Annotated in this window: 15 protein-coding genes and 1 pseudogene; 10 read left to right on the forward strand and 6 right to left on the reverse strand. The window is 71.4% G+C overall.

Going from position 1 to position 18,733, the window contains the following annotated elements:
* Positions 1–24 precede the first annotated feature (24 nt).
* Entirely contained in the window at positions 25–930 is a 906-nt protein-coding gene (locus ACIOGX_RS31950; RefSeq protein ID WP_383961085.1) for a 5'-3' exonuclease H3TH domain-containing protein, read from the reverse strand.
* A gap of 409 nt (positions 931–1,339) precedes the next feature.
* Between ACIOGX_RS31950 and ACIOGX_RS31955 the strand changes: the two genes are divergently transcribed.
* From ACIOGX_RS31955 to ACIOGX_RS31970, 4 genes are all read left to right on the forward strand, one after another.
* The gene (locus ACIOGX_RS31955) at positions 1,340–2,485 is read left to right on the forward strand and encodes a glycine betaine/L-proline ABC transporter ATP-binding protein (protein WP_401918130.1); all 1,146 of its coding nucleotides are present in this window, start codon (positions 1,340–1,342) and stop codon (positions 2,483–2,485) included.
* Positions 2,478–5,114 (forward strand): ABC transporter permease/substrate binding protein, encoded by a 2,637-nt coding sequence (locus ACIOGX_RS31960; protein WP_401918132.1) that lies wholly within the window; start codon positions 2,478–2,480, stop codon positions 5,112–5,114. Before ACIOGX_RS31955 ends, ACIOGX_RS31960 begins: the two co-directional genes overlap by 8 nt.
* 328 nt (positions 5,115–5,442) lie before the next feature.
* Positions 5,443–5,994, forward strand: coding sequence for a helix-turn-helix domain-containing protein (locus tag ACIOGX_RS31965; RefSeq protein WP_129772637.1), 552 nt, complete (start codon positions 5,443–5,445; stop codon positions 5,992–5,994).
* A 10-nt stretch (positions 5,995–6,004) separates the two neighbouring features.
* Positions 6,005–6,769, forward strand: coding sequence for a helical backbone metal receptor (locus ACIOGX_RS31970; protein ID WP_401918134.1), 765 nt, complete (start codon positions 6,005–6,007; stop codon positions 6,767–6,769).
* On the opposite strand, the gene ACIOGX_RS31975 is transcribed toward ACIOGX_RS31970, so the two are convergent.
* Positions 6,708–7,859 (reverse strand): TDT family transporter, encoded by a 1,152-nt coding sequence (locus tag ACIOGX_RS31975; RefSeq protein ID WP_401918136.1) that lies wholly within the window; start codon positions 7,857–7,859, stop codon positions 6,708–6,710. The two genes, ACIOGX_RS31970 and ACIOGX_RS31975, sit on opposite strands and share 62 nt — an antisense overlap.
* A 71-nt stretch (positions 7,860–7,930) precedes the next feature.
* On the opposite strand from ACIOGX_RS31975, the gene ACIOGX_RS31980 reads away from it, so the two are divergent.
* Positions 7,931–8,914, forward strand: a complete 984-nt coding sequence (locus ACIOGX_RS31980; RefSeq protein WP_401918138.1) for a LysR family transcriptional regulator — start codon at positions 7,931–7,933, stop codon at positions 8,912–8,914.
* Positions 8,915–8,939: 25 nt separating this feature from the next.
* On the opposite strand, the gene ACIOGX_RS31985 is transcribed toward ACIOGX_RS31980, so the two are convergent.
* From ACIOGX_RS31985 to ACIOGX_RS31995, 3 genes are all read right to left on the reverse strand, one after another.
* Positions 8,940–9,644 carry a gamma-glutamyl-gamma-aminobutyrate hydrolase family protein gene (locus ACIOGX_RS31985; RefSeq protein ID WP_401918140.1) on the reverse strand — a complete coding sequence of 235 codons (705 nt, stop codon included), beginning with the start codon at positions 9,642–9,644 and terminating at the stop codon, positions 8,940–8,942.
* 63 nt (positions 9,645–9,707) lie between these two features.
* Entirely contained in the window at positions 9,708–11,192 is a 1,485-nt protein-coding gene (gene eat / locus ACIOGX_RS31990; protein ID WP_384765738.1) for an ethanolamine permease, read from the reverse strand.
* Between the two features lie 204 nt (positions 11,193–11,396).
* A complete protein-coding gene (locus ACIOGX_RS31995) occupies positions 11,397–12,131 on the reverse strand; it encodes a FadR/GntR family transcriptional regulator (RefSeq protein WP_401918318.1) in 735 nt (244 codons plus the stop codon).
* A gap of 99 nt (positions 12,132–12,230) precedes the next feature.
* On the opposite strand from ACIOGX_RS31995, the gene ACIOGX_RS32000 reads away from it, so the two are divergent.
* The 4 genes and pseudogenes from ACIOGX_RS32000 to ACIOGX_RS32015 all read left to right on the forward strand — a co-directional run.
* Complete coding sequence (locus ACIOGX_RS32000) at positions 12,231–13,595, forward strand: glutamine synthetase family protein (RefSeq protein ID WP_384765736.1); 1,365 nt, start codon at positions 12,231–12,233, stop codon at positions 13,593–13,595.
* Between the two features lie 8 nt (positions 13,596–13,603).
* Positions 13,604–14,980 carry an aldehyde dehydrogenase family protein gene (locus ACIOGX_RS32005; RefSeq protein WP_401918143.1) on the forward strand — a complete coding sequence of 459 codons (1,377 nt, stop codon included), beginning with the start codon at positions 13,604–13,606 and terminating at the stop codon, positions 14,978–14,980.
* A gap of 6 nt (positions 14,981–14,986) precedes the next feature.
* Positions 14,987–15,778: a 3-oxoacyl-ACP reductase gene (locus ACIOGX_RS32010; RefSeq protein ID WP_356514075.1), complete on the forward strand. Its 792-nt coding sequence runs from the start codon at positions 14,987–14,989 to the stop codon at positions 15,776–15,778.
* A gap of 45 nt (positions 15,779–15,823) precedes the next feature.
* A pseudogene (locus ACIOGX_RS32015) lies at positions 15,824–15,982 on the forward strand (hypothetical protein); the annotation flags it as partial.
* On the opposite strand, the gene ACIOGX_RS32020 reads toward ACIOGX_RS32015, so the two are convergent.
* Entirely contained in the window at positions 15,952–17,154 is a 1,203-nt protein-coding gene (locus ACIOGX_RS32020; protein WP_383960904.1) for an amino acid deaminase/aldolase, read from the reverse strand. The pseudogene ACIOGX_RS32015 and the gene ACIOGX_RS32020 sit on opposite strands and share 31 nt — an antisense overlap.
* 603 nt (positions 17,155–17,757) lie before the next feature.
* Here ACIOGX_RS32020 and ACIOGX_RS32025 point away from each other — a divergent pair.
* Positions 17,758–18,729: a hypothetical protein gene (locus tag ACIOGX_RS32025; RefSeq protein ID WP_401918145.1), complete on the forward strand. Its 972-nt coding sequence runs from the start codon at positions 17,758–17,760 to the stop codon at positions 18,727–18,729.
* Positions 18,730–18,733: the final 4 nt, after the last annotated feature.

Raw genomic sequence — 18,733 nt, forward strand, 5'->3', positions numbered from 1 at the left:
GCTTAGGTTTACCTAAGCTAACACTCACGGCTGGAGGGTGGCGAGCAGTCGCCGCAGGGCGCCGCCCAGCCCCCACCGGGTGGCGAGCGCGTCGACCATGGCCGGATCGCGCGGCGCCGCGGGCAGCGTCGGGTCGAAGTCCGGCAGCGGTACGTCGCCGGCCACCCGGACCACCGTGGGCGCGACCGCCACATAGTCCCGGGCTTCGTCCAGCCGCTTGCGCTGGGACGGGGTGAGCTTCGACCGCGGATCGTCGACCGCCGCCATGATCCCGGCCAGATCGCCGAAGGCGTCGAGCAGCTTGGCCGCGGTCTTCTCGCCGATCCCCGGCACCCCGGGCAGCCCGTCGCTCGGGTCCCCGCGCAGCAGGGCCAGATCGACATAGCCGGGGCCGTCGACCCCGTACTTCTCCCGCAGCGCCGCCTCGTCCGTGAGATGCAGCGACCCCACGCCCTTGAGGGGGTAGAGCACCCGCACCCCGCGCTTGTCGTCGATCAGCTGATAGAGATCGCGGTCGCCGGTGACGATGTCCACCGGGCCCGTCGCCCGGCCGGCGAGCGTGCCGATCACATCGTCCGCCTCGTAGCCCGCGACCCCCACCCTGGCGATGCCGAGCGCGTCGAGCACCGCCTCGATGATCGGGACCTGTGGCGCCAGCGTGTCCGGGGTCTCCTCCTCGTCGGGCCCCTCCTCATGCGGCTGTGCCACGCGGTGGGCCTTGTAGGAGGGGATCAGCTCCACCCGCCACGCGGGCCGCCAGTCGGCGTCCATGCAGGCCACCAGCTCGTCCGGGCGGTGGTCCTGGACCAGACGGCCGATGAAGTCCAGCAGACCGCGCACCGCGTTGACCGGGGTGCCGTCGGGGGCCCGTACGGAGTCGGGGACCCCGAAGTAGGCCCGGTAGTAGAGGGAGGCGGTGTCGAGGAGCATCAGGCGTCGCGTCACACCCCGATGATGCCCCAGCCCACTGACAACGCCCCGTACCGCATCCGTGAGCCCGCATCGGGCGACGGGCACGCGGACCGCATCGGGGCGGACGGATACACAGGCCGCATCGGGGCGGACGGATACACAGGCCGTTGCGGGGCGCACGGGTGCACACGGTGACCGACGGTGATCGGTCCGTCTCGGAAAGAGCCTTTCAGGTCGAAGTGTTCCCTCAGGAGAGTGACCTGGGACACCTTTCTGTTTGGTCGGTGTAAGCGCGGGCAGGCGCGCGACTGGAGCGAACCAGGTCGCGGTGTCACCCACCGTGTCCTGTCAGCGGACAGAATCCGCCCGCTCCACGGCCCGCCCGCGGGGGTGACGGGCCGTTTTCCGTTCAACGCGTGAGGTGTATGTGTCCAGGCTGCAAGCCGAACACCTGTACAAGGTATTCGGCAGACGACCAGACGAAGCCGTGACGAAGCTCGAAAACGGTACGGACCGTGACGAGCTTCGCGCCGACGGTACGACCGCAGCGGTGATCGACGCCTCGTTCTCGGTCGAGCCCGGGCAGATATTCGTGGTGATGGGTCTCTCCGGATCCGGCAAGTCCACGCTGCTGCGCATGCTCAACGGACTGCTGGACCCGACCTCGGGACGGGTGCTCTTCGACGGCCAGGACCTGACCGCCCTGAGCCCGCTGGAGCTGCGCCGCGTCCGCTCCACCAAGATCAGCATGGTCTTCCAGCACTTCGCGCTCTTCCCGCACCGCAGCGTCCTGGAGAACGCCGGGTACGGCCTCGAAGTGCAGGGCGTGCCCCGGGCCGAGCGCGAGAAGCGCGCCGCCGAGGCGCTGGAACTCACCGGCCTGGGCGGCTGGGAGACGTCCTGGCCCGATGAGCTCTCCGGCGGTATGCAGCAGCGCGTCGGCCTCGCCCGCGCGCTCGCCACCGACGCCGATCTGCTGCTGATGGACGAGTCCTTCAGCGCCCTCGACCCGCTGATCCGCCGCGATATGCAGGATCAGCTGCTCCAGCTCCAGAAGCGGCTCAAGAAGACCATCGTGTTCATCACCCACGACCTCAACGAGGCCATGCGCCTCGGTGACCGGATCGCGGTCATGCGCGACGGGGCGATCGTCCAGCAGGGCAGCGCCGAGGACATCCTCGTCACCCCGGCCAACGACTACGTCGCCTCCTTCACCCAGGACGTCGACCGCTCCCGGGTGCTCACCGCCGGTGCGATCATGGCCGACCCGGAGACCGCCTTCGGCGCCCGCGCGGACGGTGGCAAGGAACTGCGTACGGCGCGGGAGGTGCTCGACGCGGCGCCCGCCAGGGTGGCCGAGTCCACCCCGATCATCGAGCTGTTCACGCCCTGCTCCACCAGCGCGGTTCCCGTGGCCGTCACCGACGACGCGGGCGAGCTGGTCGGAGTCGTCCCGCGCGCCAGGCTGCTGGCCGTCCTCGGTGAGCCGATGACGCCCTCGGTCCCCGTGGACGAGCCCGCCGGGACCACCGTCTCGAAGACCAGGACCGACAAGGCGGTAGCCAGTGCCTAGGCTCCCTCTCGGCGACTGGGTCGACAACGCGGTCGACTTCCTCCAGAACCACCTTTCCTGGCTGTTCGACGCGATCGGTTCGGTCGTCTCGGGCATGTACGACGGCATCAACGCGGTGCTCTCCGCACCTGAGCCGCTGCTCCTCGCGGGCATTCTGGCCGTGCTCGCCTGGTGGCTGCGCAGCCTGTCCGCGGGTGTCCTCACCTTCGCCGGCTTCGCGCTGATCGACTCGATCGAGCTGTGGGACGAGTCGATGGAGACTCTCTCGCTGGTGCTCGTGGCGACGATCATCGTCCTGGTCATCTCGATCCCACTGGGCATCTGGGCCGCGCGCTCCAAGACGGTCAGCTCCATCGTCCGGCCGGTGCTCGACCTGATGCAGACCATGCCCGCGATGGTCTATCTGATCCCGGGCGTCGTCTTCTTCGGGATCGGCGTGGTGCCCGGCATCATCGCCACGATCATCTTCGCCCTGCCGCCCGGCGTCCGGATGACCGAACTCGGTATCCGGCAGGTCGACGGGGAACTGGTCGAGGCCGCGGAGGCGTTCGGCACCAGCCCGCGCAACACCCTGCTGCGGGTCCAGCTGCCGCTGGCCCTCCAGACGATCATGGCGGGCATCAACCAGGTCATCATGCTGGGCCTGTCCATGGTGGTCATCGCCGGCATGGTCGGCGGCGGCGGCCTCGGTGGCGCCGTCTACCGCGCCCTGGGCAACATCGACATCGGTCTCGGCTTCGAGGCGGGTCTCTCCGTCGTCATCCTGGCCGTGTACCTGGACCGGATCACCGGCTCGCTCAGCCTCCAGGTCTCCCCGGTCGGCCGCCGCGCGCTGGCCAAGGCGAAGGAGCTGACCGGCGGACTGAAGATCTGGAACCACCGTCCCCAGCCCGTCGTCGCGATCGCCGGTGTGGTCGTGCTCGCGCTCGTCGCGGGCGGCATCGGCCTGTTCGGCGGCTCCTCGTCCGGCGGCACCGCCGCCGACGGGAAGAACGTCGGCCAGGGCAAGAAGATCAGCATGGGCTACATCCCCTGGGACGAGGGCATCGCCTCCACCTTCCTCTGGAAGGAACTGCTGGAGCAGCGCGGCTACGAGGTCGACGCGCGGCAGTACGAGGCCGGCTCGCTCTACACCGGCCAGGCGGCCGGTCAGATCGACATCCAGACCGACTCCTGGCTGCCGGTCACCCACGCCACCTACTGGGCCAAGTACAAGGACAAGCTGGAGGACATGGGGGCCTGGTACGACAAGACCTCCCTGGAGATCTCCGTGCCCTCGTACGTCAAGGGCGTCAACTCCCTGGCCGACCTGAAGGGCAAGTCCTCCACCTTCAAGGGCCGGATCGTCGGCATCGAGCCCAGCGCGGGCGAGATGGGCCTGCTCAAGGACAAGGTCCTCAAGGCGTACGGCCTCGACACCGAGTACGAACTCATCGACGGCTCGACGTCCGGCATGCTCGCCGAGCTGAAGCGGGCGTACGCGAAGAAGGAGCCGATCGCGGTCGTGCTCTGGTCCCCGCACTGGGCGTACAACGACTACGACCTGACCAAGCTGGCGGACCCGAAGAAGGCCTTCGGCGCGGAGAGCGACGGCGTCCACACCCTCGCCCGCAAGGGCTTCTCGGACGACAACCCGCAGGTGGCCAAGTGGCTCAAGGACTTCTCGATGACCGAGAAGCAGCTCACCAGCCTTGAGGCCAAGATCCAGGTCACCGGCAAGGGCAAGGAGCAGGACGCCGTCCGCGCCTGGCTCAAGGAGAACCCCGGTGTCGCCGACAAGTGGACCCCGGTCGCCCAGGGCGGCAAGGCCGCCAAGGCCGCGAACGGCAAGGACGAACGCGAGCGTCCGTTGCAGGTCGCGTGGTTCCCGTGGGAGGAGGACATCGCCGCCACCTATCTGTGGAAGGCGGTCCTGGAGGAGCGCGGGTACACGATGAACCTCAAGCAGTTCGAGGTCGGCCCGATGTACGCGGCGATGTCCCGCGGTCAGATCGATGTCCAGTTCGACGGCTGGCTGCCCAACACGCAGAAGAGATACTGGGACAAGTACCACGAGAGTCTGCACAACCTCGGGTCCTGGTACGGCCCGACCTCGCTGGAGATCGCCGTCCCCTCGTATGTCAAGGGCGTCGAGACCCTCGACGACCTCAAGGGCCGCGAGGACGAGTTCAAGGGCCGTATCGTCGGGATCGAGGCCGGCACGGAGACCATGAACATCCTCAAGGACAAGGTCCTGCCGGAGTACGGGCTCGACAAGTCCTACGAGGTCATCGACAGCTCCACGCCCAGCATGCTCGCCGAGCTGAAGCGGGCGTACGCGAAGAAGGAGCCGATCGCGGTCATGCTCTGGACCCCGCACTGGGCCTACAACGAGTACGACCTGACCAAACTGAAGGACCCGAAGAAGGCCTTCGGCGAGGGCGACCAGCTCACCACCGTCACCAACAAGGACTTCCCCGAGAACTACCCGCAGCTGACCAAGTGGTTCAAGGACTTCAAGCTGACCGAGCAGCAGCTCGGCGGGCTGGAGAACGAGATCCAGAAGCGCGGTACGGGACACGAGGAAGAGGCGGTGAAGGCCTGGATGGCGGATAATCCGGGCATCGCGGACGCCATGGCCCCGGTGTAGCGGGAGCGGTTCGCGGAAGCGCGTGCACGGAGGTGTCCCGGGGAGGCGTTCTCGCGGATACCGTTCGTGGAGACGTGTTCGTGGAGACGCGTTCGCGGAGGCACGTTCGCGGGAGGGATGGGCAGCGTCTGGTGCGCGGCCCATCCCTCCTCCACGTTCCGGTTCGGCCCGCTCGCGCGCATCATTGATCCAGGGGCACACATCCCTTTTCGCTCGCGTGTACGCACGGACGGCGGATTCGCCGGGTCCGGCACCGGGTGAGGCAGGACAGCTCTTGTCCGGGCGTCAACTCTGAGAGGATGACGATCCGGGCGGGAGGGAGCCAGTCATGGACGACAAGGAAGCGCTCAGGGTGGGCGCGGCCGTCCGCAGGAGGCGCAGGTCCCTGGGCCTGACGCTGGCGGCGGTCGCCGGCCGAAGCGGACTGTCCGTGCCGTTCCTCAGCCAGATCGAGAATGAGCGCGCCAGGCCGAGCATCCGCTCACTTGAGCGGGTGGCGGACGCCCTGGAGACGACCCCCGCCCAGCTGCACGCCGCCGCGGACTCGGCACGGACCGTCGATGTCGTACGAGCCGCCCCCGCACCCGGCCCCGGGGTCCGCCGCGTGGTACGCGGCGGTCACCAGCTGAACGCCAAGGAATTCACCGGCGAGCAGGACACCGGCAGGGAGTACCAGCACCGCAACGACGAGGTGATGTACATCGCCGACGGCGCCGCGGAGGTCGAGGCCGAGGGCAGGGCGTACCGGCTGGAACGCGGTGACACGCTGTATCTCTCCGGTGGCGTACGGCACCGCTGGCGCGCCACCGAACCCGGCACCCGCATCCTGGTCGTCGCCGTCGCCGAACACATCGACGCGACCATCGACCCGCCACGCTGAGGGGTACGCCGTGTCCGCCGGGCGCGAGCGCGGTCCGCGCGTCGTCTCGCTCGTCCCCTCGCTCACCGAAGCGATCGCCGTCAGCGCGCCCGGACTGCTGGTGGGCGCCACCGACTGGTGCGTGCGTCCGGCCGGCCTCGACGTCGTCCGTGTCGGCGGCACGAAGAACCCCGATGTGGCGGCGATCATCGCGCTCCGGCCCGATCTGGTCGTCGCCAACGAGGAGGAGAACCGCGCCCCGGATCTCGCCGTGTTGCGGGGCGCCGGGCTCGACGTGCTGGTCACCGAGGTCAGGACGCTGGACCAGGCCCTCACCGAGCTGGAACGGGTGCTCGTGACGGGATGCGGAGTGCGGGCGCCGCGCTGGCTGGCCGACGCCAGGGCCGCCTGGGAAGCGCCCCCGCCCCCGCCCCCGCCCGCGTCCTACGGACAGTACGGGCGGCGTGGGCAGCGCCGGGCCGTCGTACCGATCTGGCGTCGCCCCTGGATGGTGCTCGGACGCGACACCTTCGCCGGGGATCTGCTGGCCCGGCTGGGCGTGGTCAATGTGTACGGAAGCCACCCCGAGCGCTATCCGCGCATCCCGCTCGACGAACTGCGGGCCGCCGGAGCCGACCTGGTCGTGCTGCCCGACGAGCCGTACCGCTTCACCGCCGACGACGGGCCCGAAGCCTTCCCCGGAATGCCCGCCGCGCTTGTCGACGGGCGGTACCTCACCTGGTACGGACCGTCACTGGCCGAGGCACCGGCGGCGCTGCGGGCAGCGCTCCGCTGAACACTCCGCGCAGCGTGTACCACCCGGCCGCGGACCAGGCCGCCACCAGCAGCGTGAACAGCCCGACCGCCAGCCACTCCAGGGCCACCAGACCGGTGTGCCGGCCCAGCCCCGCCGCGCCCGTCACACACGTACCGAGCGGGAAGGTGAACGCCCACCACGTCATCGTGAACCGCATCCCGCGCCGCACGGCCCGCACCACCAGCGCCGCCGACAGCGCCAGCCACAGCAGGGCGAACCCCATCACCGGCACCCCGTACACCACGGCGAAGGCGCCCAGCGCCCCCGCGTACGGAGCGCCGATCGCCCCGGGCGCCACATCGGCCAGCTGACCGACCGCGGTGGTCGACTGACCCAGCGGGCCGAGCACCAGAAAGAGCAGCGGGGTCAGCGCGAGCGGGAGCGGGCCGTGCGCCACCAGCCGGCCGAAGACCAGCGGCAGGATCATCAGCGTCGCGAGCAGACTCGCCCCGAACAGGGCGTAGCAGCCGAGCAGCAGCGCCTCGCGCCCCTGGCCCGGCGCCAGATGCGGCACCAGCAGCGGTCCGACCGCCGCCGAGACCATCGGGGGCACCACCGGCAGCAGCCAGACGGGCGAAGCGTCCGCGAGTCCGACGCGATGGCGGACGACCATCAGATACGGGATCGCCACGGCGACGACGAGACCGAGCAGTGTCCCCGCCCCGAACAGCACCGCGTCCACGGCGACCGCGGCCCGCTCGCCCAGTACATCGCGCCCCGCCAGCAGCGTCGCGCCGCCGACGGCCAGCAGCGCCATGGCCGCGCAGCCGTAGAACGGCGCCACGGCAGGATCGAGCAGATCGGCGCGCGCCCGGTCGCGGTGGTGCAGCCAGTGCCCGGCGCGGGCGACGAGGACGACGACGAGCAGCACCGCCGACAGCGCCCACACCACGACACTGGCGGCCCGCAGCCCCGGTATCTCCAGCGGCAGCCCGGCACCCGCGCTCGCCACGATCGCCGTGCCCATCACCGTCGCGTACCAGTTGGGCCCGAACTGCCGGAGCGCCGGCGGCCGTACGCGCGCGGTGGCGAGCGAGGCGGGGGCGGCGGGGTGCGCGAGGGTAGTCATGACTTCCAGCCTCGGGGTCGTGTACGGCCCCCACCAGCCCCGTTGTCCCTATGAGGTCATAACCTGGGCTTATGGCCGATGTACCGCTCGCCGCTCCCTCCGCCGGACCGCCCTCCGCCGGACCGCCCTCAGCGGCTTCGCCCGCCGCGCAGCTCGCGCGCCGGGTGCCCGACCTCGGTGCGCTGGAGCTGCTGCTCGCCGTCGCCAGGCTCGGCAGTCTGGGCCGGGCCGCCCGCGAGCTCGGGATCTCCCAGCCCGCCGCCAGCAGCCGGATCCGGGCCATGGAACGGCTGCTCGGGGTCTCGCTGGTGGACCGTTCACCGCGCGGTTCCCGGCTCACCGACGCCGGCACTCTCGTCACCGACTGGGCGAGGCGCGTGGTGGAGGCCGCCGAGGCATTCGACGCGGGAGCGCAGGCGCTGCGCGACCGCCGGGACTCCCGGCTGCGCGTCGCCGCCTCCATGACGATCGCCGAGTATCTGCTGCCCGGCTGGCTGATAGCGCTCCGCCGGGCCCGGCCCGACACCGCCGTCTCGCTGCACGCGGGCAACTCCGCCGCGGTCGCCGAACGGCTGCTCGGCCACGAGGCGGACCTCGGTTTCGTCGAGGGCGTGGCCGCTCCGGAGGGGCTCGACTCCGCTGTCATCGGCCATGACCGGCTGCTGGTGGTCGCGGCCCCCGGTCATCCCTGGGCCCGCCGCCGTACCCCGCTCGACCCGGCGGAGCTGGCCGCGACCCCGCTGATCCTGCGCGAACCCGGCTCCGGCACCCGTCAGGTGCTGGACGCCGGGCTCAGCGCGTACGGCGGTCTCGCCGAGCCGCTGCTCGAACTGGCCTCCACGACCGCGCTGAAGGCCGCCGCGGTCAGCGGGGCCGGTCCCTGTGTGCTGAGCGAACTCGCGGTCGGCGAGGAACTGGCGGCCCGCCGGCTCGTCAGGGTGCCGGTCGAGGGCATCCGGCTCCGCCGCGATCTGCGCGCGGTCTGGCCGGTCGGCAACCGCCCCGCGGGCCCGGCCCGCGACCTGCTGTCCCTGACACGCGGAGCCCTGGACTGAACGGCCGGTCCTCCGCCGGCCGCCGTCAGGACCCGGAGCCCCCGTCCTGGTCACCCGCCGCTTCGACCAGGGCGGTCATGACGCGGGTGTCCTCGGCCATCTCGGGGTGCCACTGAACGCCCAGGACCCAGCGCGGTCCCGGCAGTTCGACCGCCTCGACCGTGCCGTCCGCCGCGACCGCCGAGACGGTCAGCCCCTTCCCGAGCCGGTCCACCGTCTGGTGATGGTGGGTCGGTACGGCGAACTCCTCCGGCACCAGGGCCCCGTAGCGGGTACCCGCCACCGGCGTCACCGGATGCTCGCCGAAGGCACCGGCCACCGGTGAGGTATGGCCGTCCACATGCTGACGGAGCGTCCCGCCGAGGGCCACATTGAGCAGCTGCATCCCCCGGCAGATCCCCAGCAGGGGGGTGCCGGAGGCCAGCGCCGCCTCGATCAGGGCCAGTTCCCAGGCGTCCCGCTCCCGGGCGGGCGGTCCGGTACGGGGATCCGGCTCGGCTCCGTACCGTACGGGCTCCACATCAGGACCGCCCGCGATCACCACCCCGTCGAGCCGCGCCACCATCCGGGCGGCGGCCGACGGGTCGTCCGGCGGCAGCATCGCGGCCAGCCCGCCCGCGCGCTGGACGAGCCGGGGATAGCCGGCCGGCAGCAGCGCGGCGGGCAGGTTCCAGACCCCCCACGCGGCGGACTCCTCCAGATAGGTGCTGACGCCGATGAGCGGCTTCATCGATCCGGCCTCCGTCGTTCGCCGTTCGTCGTTCGTGCTCTTCCGTATGTGTACGCGCTCGCGTCAGTCTCGTTCGAGCTCGGCCTCGGCCGCGGCCAGCGCCGCGAACTCCTCTTCCGGGGCCGCCGCGACCAGCCGGTGCCGACTGTAGAAGGTGAAGTAGGCGAGGGCGACGACATAGACGCCCAGCGCGATGAACGCCGCGTCCTTGTCCACCAGGAACGTCGCGACCAGCGCCGACAGCGCGAGGACGAAGGCGACACCGGAGGTGAGCATGCCGCCGGGCGTGCGATACGGGCGGGGCAGCTCCGGCTCGCGGCGGCGCAGTACGAGATGGGACAGCGCCATCAGCGCGTACGAGATCGTCGCGCCGAACACCGCGACATTGAGCATCCGGCCGCCGTCGCCGGTGCCCGCCGCGAGAGCGAAACCGATCGCGCCCGGGATCAGAAGACCCAGATAGGGGGCTTTGCGGCCGCTCGTGAGGGACAGGAACCGGGGCAGATAACCCGCGCGGGAGAGCGCGAACAGCTGCCGGGACCCGGCGTAGATGAGGGAGAAGAAGGAGGCGACGAGACCCGCGAGCCCCGCGTAATTGACGAACCGGCTCAGCGCGGTCGGATCCCCGTCCCCCTGGAGCGCCACCACCAGCGGATTGCCCGCGTCCTGGACGGCGGCCGAACCGCGAGCACCCGTCGCCGCGAAGAAGGTGATCAGCGCGAGCAGTACGAGCACGCCCATGGCGATCGACAGTGCCTTCGGCATCGACCGGACCGGGTCCTTGGCCTCCTCGGCGGCCAGCGGCACGCCCTCCACCCCCAGGAAGAACCACATACCGAAGGGGAAGGCCGCCCAGATACCCAGGACTCCGTACGGCAGCCAGGAGCCGGAGCCGAACGCGTCCTGGTCGACGGGGATGTCATTGAGGCCACTGGCGTCGAACTCGGTGAACGCCCCGACCGCGAAGATCAGCAGCGCGGCCACCGCGATCGCCGTCACCACCAGGCTGAAGCGCAGCGCCTCGCCCACGCCCCAGAGATGGATTCCGATGAAGATCACGAAGCAGGCGAGATAGACCGGCCAGCCGGCCGTCAGACCGAAGAGATCGAGGGACTCGACATATTCGCCGATGAAGATGGAGATGGCGGCCGGCGCGAGGATGTACTCGATGAGGATGGCCGTGCCGGTCAGGAAGCCGCCCCAGGTGCCGAGCGCGCGCCGGGCGAAGCCATAACCGCCGCCCGCGGTGGGCAGGATGGCGGACAGTTCGGCGAGCGAGAAGACCAGACAGGCGTACATCACCCCCATCAGCAGCGTGGCGATCGCGAGACCGCCGAAGCCCCCCTCGGAGAGTCCGATGTTCCACCCCGAGAAGTCCCCGGAGACGACATAGGCGACCCCGAGACCGGTGAGCAGCAGCCAGCCCGCGCTGCCCCGGCGCAGCGTGCGCCGTCGCAGATACTCGGCGTCCCCCTGGGGCGTGCCCCGCTCGGCGGCGCCGTCGGCCGCGTCGGCCGGTGGGACGCGCGAGTCCGTGCCTTCGGACATGATCCGCTCCTGCCTCGGAGTAATGGTGTGGGGCCATACCATTGCTCCACGAGCGGCGCGGCGCAAGCCCCATGCGTAAACCGGCTGTTACGGATCGGGAAAGCCTCTGGCGGGCCGTTCGGCGCGCTCCGGGCTCCGGCCGCCGGGGTCCCGGCTCCGGCCGCCGGGGTCCCGGCTCCGGCCGCCGGGCCGCGGGGCGCCGGTTCAGGCCAGGAAGCCGCGCAGCAGCGCCGCCGTGCCGCCGCAGTGCTCGCGCGCGATCTCGCGTGCCGCGTCCGCGTCACCGTCGAGCACCGCCTCGACCAGCGCCGTGTGCTGCCGCTGCGAGTGCTCCAGATTCCGCACCAGCAGCGGGATGCAGTCCAGCAGATCATTCACGGTCGCCCGCACGGCCGCGTACTGCGCGGTCAGGGTCGCGGAGCCGGACAGCTCGGCGAGCGTGAGATGCAGCATCGTGTCCGGCCTGCGGTACTCCGACAGCGGCGCGTCCCGTGTCGCCGCCAGCGCGGAGCGCAGCCGCCGCGGCTGCTCACCGGTGAGTCCGTGCGCCGCGCACAGCCCCGCCGCGCCGACCTCCAGGACCTCACGGAAGCGCAGTACGTCCTCGATGTCCACGCCCGCCACCCGGCGCCGCAGCTCCTCCTCGGCCCCACCGGTCGGTGCGTCGGGCCGCTGTCGTACGAATGTGCCGCCGTATCTGCCGCGCCGGCTCTCCAGCAGCCCCTGGTCCTGGAGGACCTTGAGAACGTCGCGCAGCGTGACCCGGCTGATCCCCAGCCGCTCCGCCAGCTCCCGCTCGGCGGGCAGCCGCTCACCGCCCGCCACCAGCCCGAGCCGTACCACCTGGAGGATCTGCTCCAGTGCCTCCTCGAAACCGTTTCCCGCCCGCACGGGCCGCAGCACCGGCGTCAGCGGGTCCGCGTTCGGCGGCGGGTCCATCGGCTCGTTCGTCTTCGCCACGTGGCCGTTTCCCCTTCCCAACCAAAGGTCTTCAGGAATACCTTATGGCTTCCGGCTGACCGAAGGAGGAGTAATCCCGTGGCAGACCGCACACCCCCGCTCCGCGTCGAGGAGCTGCGCGTCCTCGTGGAGAGCGGCGAGATCGACACGGTCGTCCTGGCCTTCCCCGATATGCAGGGCCGACTCCAGGGAAAGCGGTTCGCCGCGCAGTTCTTCCTTGACGACGTCCTGGAGCACGGTACCGAGGGCTGCAACTACCTCCTCGCCGTCGACACCGAGATGAACACCGTCGACGGATACGCGATGTCCTCCTGGGACCGCGGCTACGGCGACTTCGCGATGCGCCCCGACCTCGCCACCCTGCGCCGCGTGCCCTGGAACGAGGGCACGGCCATGGTCATCGCCGACCTCGTCTGGAACGACGGCACACCCGTCGTCGCCGCACCCCGCCAGATCCTCCGCCGCCAGCTGGAGCGCCTCGCCGGACACGGCTTCACCGCGTACGCCGGCACGGAGCTGGAGTTCCTCGTCTTCAAGGACACCTACGAGCAGGCCTGGGACAGCCACTACCGCGGGCTGACCCCCGTCAACCAGTACAACGTCGACTACTCCGTCCTCGGCACCGGACGTGTCGAACCGCTGCTGCGCCGGATCCGCAAGGAGATGGCCGCGGCCGGACTGACCGTCGAGTCCGCCAAGGGCGAATGCAACCCCGGCCAGCACGAGATCACCTTCAAGTACGACGAAGCCCTCGTCACCTGCGACCAGCACGCCATCTACAAGAACGGCGCCAAGGAGATCGCCTCCCAGGAGGGTGTCTCGCTCACCTTCATGGCCAAGTACAACGAGCGCGAGGGCAACTCCTGCCATATCCATCTCTCGCTCCAGGACGCGCACGGCACCAATGTCATGGCCGGGGACGGACCCGGCGGGATGTCGCCCGTGATGCGCCACTTCCTGGCGGGCCAGCTCGCCGCGCTCCGGGACTTCTCCCTGCTGTACGCGCCCACCATCAACGCGTACAAGCGCTTCCAGCCGGGATCCTTCGCCCCCACCGCCGTCGCCTGGGGCTACGACAATCGCACCTGTTCGCTGCGGGTGGTCGGCCACGGCCGGTCCCTGCGTTTCGAGAACCGGCTCCCCGGCGGCGACGTCAACCCGCATCTCGCCGTCGCGGGCCTGGTCGCCGCCGGTCTGTACGGCATCGAGAACGAGCTGGAACTCCCCGAACCCTGCGCGGGCAACGCCTACGCGTCCGGCTACGACCAGGTCCCGACCACCCTGCGCGAAGCCGCCGAGCTCTGGGAGAACAGCCCCATCGCCCGCGCCGCCTTCGGCGACGAGGTCGTGGCGCACTACCGCAATATGGCGCGCGTCGAGGTCGAGGCCTTCGACGCCGCGGTGACCGACTGGGAGCTTCGCCGCTCCTTCGAACGTCTGTGAGGAACGACGTGCACGAACACCACGCCGCCGGACATCAGATCCTCGACCCCGCCACCGGCGAGACCATCGCCACGGTCGCCGCGACGACCGCCGCGGAGGTCGACACGGCGGTACGCCGGGCCGCGGCGGCCCAACGCGGCTGGGCGGCGACCGCCCCCGCCGACCGCGCGCGGCTGCTGCGCCGCTTCGCCGTCGTCGTCGACGAACACAACGAGGAACTGGCCCGGCTGGAGGTCCGCGAGGCGGGCCACACCCTCGGCAACGCCCGCTGGGAGGCGGGGAACGTCCGCGATCTCCTGGACTACAGCGCCGGGGGAGTGGAGCGGCTGACCGGCCGGCAGATCCCGGTCGCGGGCGGACTCGACATCACCCTCCTGGAACCGCTCGGCGTCGTCGGCGTGATCGCCCCGTGGAACTTCCCCATGCCGATCGCCGCCTGGGGCACCGCCCCCGCGCTCGCGGCGGGCAACGCGGTGCTGCTCAAGCCCGCCGAGACCACCCCGCTCACCGCGCTCCGGCTGGCCGAACTGGCCCTGGAGGCAGGACTTCCCGAGCATCTCTTCCAGGTCCTGCCCGGAGCGGGCGATATCGCGGGCAACGCGCTGGTCGAACATCCGGGCGTCGCCAAGATCGTCTTCACCGGATCCACCCGCGTCGGCAAGCAGATCATGGCGAAGGGCAGCGCGCTGCTGAAGCGTGTGACCCTCGAACTCGGCGGCAAGAGCCCCAATATCGTCTTCGCCGACTCCGATCTGGAGCTGGCCGCCGCGACCGCCCCGATGGCCTTCCTCGACAACTCCGGACAGGACTGCTGCGCCCGTACCCGCATCCTGGTCCAGCGCGAGGTCCACGACCGGTTCCTGGAACTGCTCGCCCCGGCCATCGAGTCGGTCGTCGTCGGCGACCCGTCCGACGAGAAGACCCAGATGGGCCCGCTGATCTCGGCGGTCCAGCTGGAGCGCGTACGGTCGTACGTCCCCGACGGCGCGAAGGGCATCCGCGGCACCGCGCCCGAAGGGCCCGGGTTCTGGTTCCCGCCGACCGTCCTCACCGATGCCGCCGCCGACTCCCCGGTCGCCACGGAGGAGGTCTTCGGCCCGGTCGCGGTCGTCCTGCCCTTCGAGGACGAGGAGGACGCCGTCCGGCTCGCCAACGACACCGACTACGGGCTCGCGGGGTCGATCTGGACCCGCGACGTGGGCCGCGCCCTGCGGGTCTCGCGCGCCGTCGCCGCCGGCAACCTCTCCGTCAATTCACACAGCGCCGTCCGGTACGGGACACCGTTCGGCGGCTACAAACAGTCCGGACTCGGCCGCGAACTGGGCCCCGACGCCCTGGCCGCCTTCACCGAAACCAAGAACGTCTTCATCAGCACGGAGGCCTGAGCCATCATGACCGCCCCTACCAACGACGTCATCTGCCGCCGGCTTGTCGGCCGCACCGCCGTGATCACCGGTGCCGGCAGCGGCATCGGCCTGGCCACCGCCCGCCGGCTCGCCGCCGAGGGCGCGCACATCGTCTGCGGCGACATCGACGAGACCGCGGGCAAAGCCGCGGCCGAACAGGTCGACGGGACCTTCGTACGCGTCGACGTGACCAACGCCGACGAGGTCGACGCCCTGTTCAGGATCGCCCACGAGACCTACGGCAGCGTCGACATCGCCTTCAACAACGCGGGCATCTCGCCCCCCGAGGACGACTCGATCCTCACCACCGGCCTGGACGCCTGGCGGAAGGTCCAGGAGGTCAACCTCACCTCCGTATATCTGTGCTGCAAGGCGGCCATCCCCTATATGCGGCGGCAGGGCCGGGGCTCGATCATCAACACCGCCTCGTTCGTGGCACGCATGGGCGCGGCGACCTCCCAGATCTCGTACACCGCGTCCAAGGGCGGGGTGCTCGCGATGTCCCGTGAGCTGGGCGTGCAGTTCGCCCGCGAGGGGATCCGGGTGAACGCCCTGTGCCCGGGGCCCGTCAACACCCCGCTGCTCCAGGAGCTGTTCGCCAAGGACCCGGAGCGCGCCGCCCGCCGGCTCGTGCACATTCCGGTCGGCCGGTTCGCCGAGGCCGACGAGATCGCTGCGGCGGTCGCCTTCCTCGCCAGTGACGACTCCTCGTTCGTGAACGCCACGGACTTCCTCGTCGACGGAGGCATCTCGGGGGCGTACGTCACGCCCGTCTAGACCCCGTCCGGCCCTGCGGCCACCTCTGGTCGGTATCCCGGTCCAGGTGTCCCCACCATCGAACGCCGGTGGGACGGGACTTCCTGGGCCGGGCACCCCCGACCGCTCGACCCGGGGATCGTCCTCGTGAGGGGGAGAGCGGGCACCGGGGCCACGTTCATGAGGAGCGATCCTCAGAGGAACGTGCGGCCCTCACCCCGGTAGGTCGGCACGGCCGCCACCACCCGGTCGCCCTCCACCAGATGCAACGTGTCGAAGCGCTCGCACAGTTCACCCGCCTTGGCATGCCGGAACCACACCTTGTCGCCGAGCAGCAGATCGTCGGCGGCGGGCCCCAGCAGCGGGGTCTGCACCTCGCCGGCCCCCTCCTGCCGGTCGTAGCGCAGCCCTTCGGGCAGATACGGCACGGGCAGCCGGTCGGCACCCGGCGCCCCCGACGCCGGATAGCCGCCGCCGAGCACGGTCACCACACCGACCCCCGGCCTGCGCACCACGGGCTGGGCGAAGAGCGCCGCCGGACGGCCCGTGAACGATGTGTAGTTGTCAAAGAGCCGTGGTACGTAGAGCCCCGAGCCCGCGGCGATCTCCGTCACCGCCTCCTCGGCCGCCGTGTGCTGGACGCTGCCCGTGCCGCCGCCGTTGACGAACTCCAGCTCCGGCGCGACGGCCCGCACCGCGCGCACCACCGCCGCGCGTCGCTCCGCCAGCTCTCCGCGGGCCGCGGACTGCATCAGCCGGATCGCACGCGACCGCAGCGGCCGTCCTGCCAGGGCGTCCCCTACCCCGGCCACATGTCCTTCGTATGCCATGAGCCCGACCAGCCGGAATCCGGGGCGTCGGGCTATCGATCTGGCGAGCTCGGCCAGTTGGGCCGGCTCGCGCAGCGGGGAGCGCAGTGCACCAATCCTGACCCGCCCGCCGAACAGCCGCAAGGCCGTGTCCAGTTCAAGACAGATCCGGAATTCCTCACGTCCGCCGTCCCGCGCCGCGTCGATGAGGTCCAGCTGCGCCGGGTCGTCGATCATCACGGTGACGGCGGCGGCGAGCTTGGGATCGGCGGCCAGCTCCGCGTAGGCGGCGCGGTCCGCCGACGGATAGGCGAGGAGTACGTCCTCGAACCCGGCCCGCGCCAGCCACAGCGACTCGGCCAGTGTGAACGACATGATCCCCGCGAAGCCCTCGCGCCCCAGCACTCGTTCCAGCAGCGCCCTGCAACGCACCGACTTGCTCGCCACCCGGATCGGCTTGCCCGCCGCCCGCCGGACGAGATCGTCCGCGTTGGCGTCGAAGGCTTCGAGATCAACGAGGGCGAGCGGGGCGTCGAGGTGAGCGGTGGCGCGGTCGTACCGTGCCCGGTCAGTGGCGCGCGGAGTCATGGTCCGAGCTTGCCAGACGGGATTACCGCACGGTAGGGGGATGATCTGGGCAGATCACCACGGGCCTTCGCGGTCGTTCCCGCCGGGCCCGCTCCACCCCGTAGAGTGACGCACACGCCGCGTCGAACGGGCCTGTTCCGTACGGCGGTCGACACGGTGGGACCGGTCTGCACAGGTGGCACAGGGGGACGGATGAGTACCGAAGCGCGACGCGCTCCCGTACCACCCCGCCCGGCGACACCACCGTCCGCGCCGGAGTCCGGGACGGCCGGGACCGGGGAGGACGCGTCGGCCGACGCCCCGCGTCCGCCGAGATCACGGATCTCCGACGCGCTGCTGCCCCCGCCCGAGCCGGTACGGATACCACCACCGCCGTCCGGACCTCCCGCTCCGCCCGCGGCCAAGTCCATGGCGCCGACGGTGAAACCGGCCCCGGCCGCGGTCGCCCAACCGGCCCCGGCTGTGCACCCCGCCCCGGCTGCGCATCCGGCCCCGGGCGTGATCCCGGCCCGCCCCCCGGCGCCGCCCCCGCCACCAGCCCCGGCCCCGCCCCCCGCGACAGCCCCGGCTCCGGCCCCGCCCGCCGCCGCACCCCCCACGCCCGTGGAGACCACCACCCGCCTCCGGCCGGTGCCCCCGGCCCCCGCCGGAGCGGTGCCGCGCACGCCGCCCCCGCCTTCCGCGCCGCCGCCGCCCGTACCCGCCAGTCCGCCGCTGCGCCCGCCCGGTTTCCCGACCCCGCCGCCGTACCCCTGGGGCGGGCAGCGTCCCGAGACGCCGCAGGAGACCACCACCAGGCTGCGCCCCGTTCCCTCCCGGCAGCACCCCTTCAGGGTCGCCGCCGCCGTGGCCTGCGTCGTGCTCGGGCTCGGACTGATCGGCGGCGCCGCCACCGGGAGCTGGCTGACCGGGGACTCGGCCGCCGAGCCCGCCGCCCGGGACACCTTCGCCACCGCGCGCGGCCTCTGGCACAACGTGCCCGTCGACACCCTCTTCCCCCGCACCCTCGCGGGAGACGGCGCGGGACCCGGCGGCGCGGACCGTGAGTGGACCAGGATCGGCGTCGCACCCGACAGCGGCTGTACCGGCACCCTCGACCCGCTGCTGCTCGGCACGCTGCGCCCCGTCGGCTGCGCGCGCGTGCTGCGCGCCACCTACGCCGACGCCACCTCCAGCAGCGTCACCACCGTCGGTCTGGTCTTCACCCAGGCCGACGCCCTCGCGATGGACACCCTGCGCGTCCGGTTCCGCGACGAGCGCCTCGCCGAACGCACCGATCTGATGCCCCGTACGTTCCCCGTCAAGGGCACCGTCGCGGGCGGCTTCGGTGACGCCCAGCGCGCGAGCTGGACGGTGCGTGTGCTCACCGACGCGCCTGTCGTCGTGTTCGCCGTCTCCGGCTTCGCCGACGGACGACCGGTCCCCACTCCCCAGCCCATCGGCAAGGCCATGGCCAAGGGCGCCACGACCGCGCCCGCGCAGTCCGGTCTCGGTCACGAGGCCAAGGGCATCGCGGACCGGATAGAACGAGGGCTGCGCAAGACCGTGGGCGCCCGAACGGCGGCTCCTCGATGACCTC

Origin of the sequence: Streptomyces sp. NPDC088147, assembly GCF_044741565.1 — a bacterium.
In the GTDB taxonomy this organism is placed as follows: domain Bacteria; phylum Actinomycetota; class Actinomycetes; order Streptomycetales; family Streptomycetaceae; genus Streptomyces.

Excerpts from the sequence above, each read along its gene's own strand:
- ACIOGX_RS31950 (WP_383961085.1), bottom strand. The coding sequence starts at position 930 with ATGCTCCTCGACACCGCCTCCCTCTACTACCGGGCCTACTTCGGGGTC.
- ACIOGX_RS31965 (WP_129772637.1), top strand. The coding sequence starts at position 5,443 with ATGGACGACAAGGAAGCGCTCAGGGTGGGCGCGGCCGTCCGCAGGAGG.
- ACIOGX_RS31975 (WP_401918136.1), bottom strand. The coding sequence starts at position 7,859 with ATGACTACCCTCGCGCACCCCGCCGCCCCCGCCTCGCTCGCCACCGCG.
- ACIOGX_RS31980 (WP_401918138.1), top strand. The coding sequence starts at position 7,931 with ATGGCCGATGTACCGCTCGCCGCTCCCTCCGCCGGACCGCCCTCCGCC.
- ACIOGX_RS31985 (WP_401918140.1), bottom strand. The coding sequence starts at position 9,644 with ATGAAGCCGCTCATCGGCGTCAGCACCTATCTGGAGGAGTCCGCCGCG.
- eat (WP_384765738.1), bottom strand. The coding sequence starts at position 11,192 with ATGTCCGAAGGCACGGACTCGCGCGTCCCACCGGCCGACGCGGCCGAC.
- ACIOGX_RS31995 (WP_401918318.1), bottom strand. The coding sequence starts at position 12,131 with ATGGACCCGCCGCCGAACGCGGACCCGCTGACGCCGGTGCTGCGGCCC.
- ACIOGX_RS32010 (WP_356514075.1), top strand. The coding sequence starts at position 14,987 with ATGACCGCCCCTACCAACGACGTCATCTGCCGCCGGCTTGTCGGCCGC.
- ACIOGX_RS32020 (WP_383960904.1), bottom strand. The coding sequence starts at position 17,154 with ATGACTCCGCGCGCCACTGACCGGGCACGGTACGACCGCGCCACCGCT.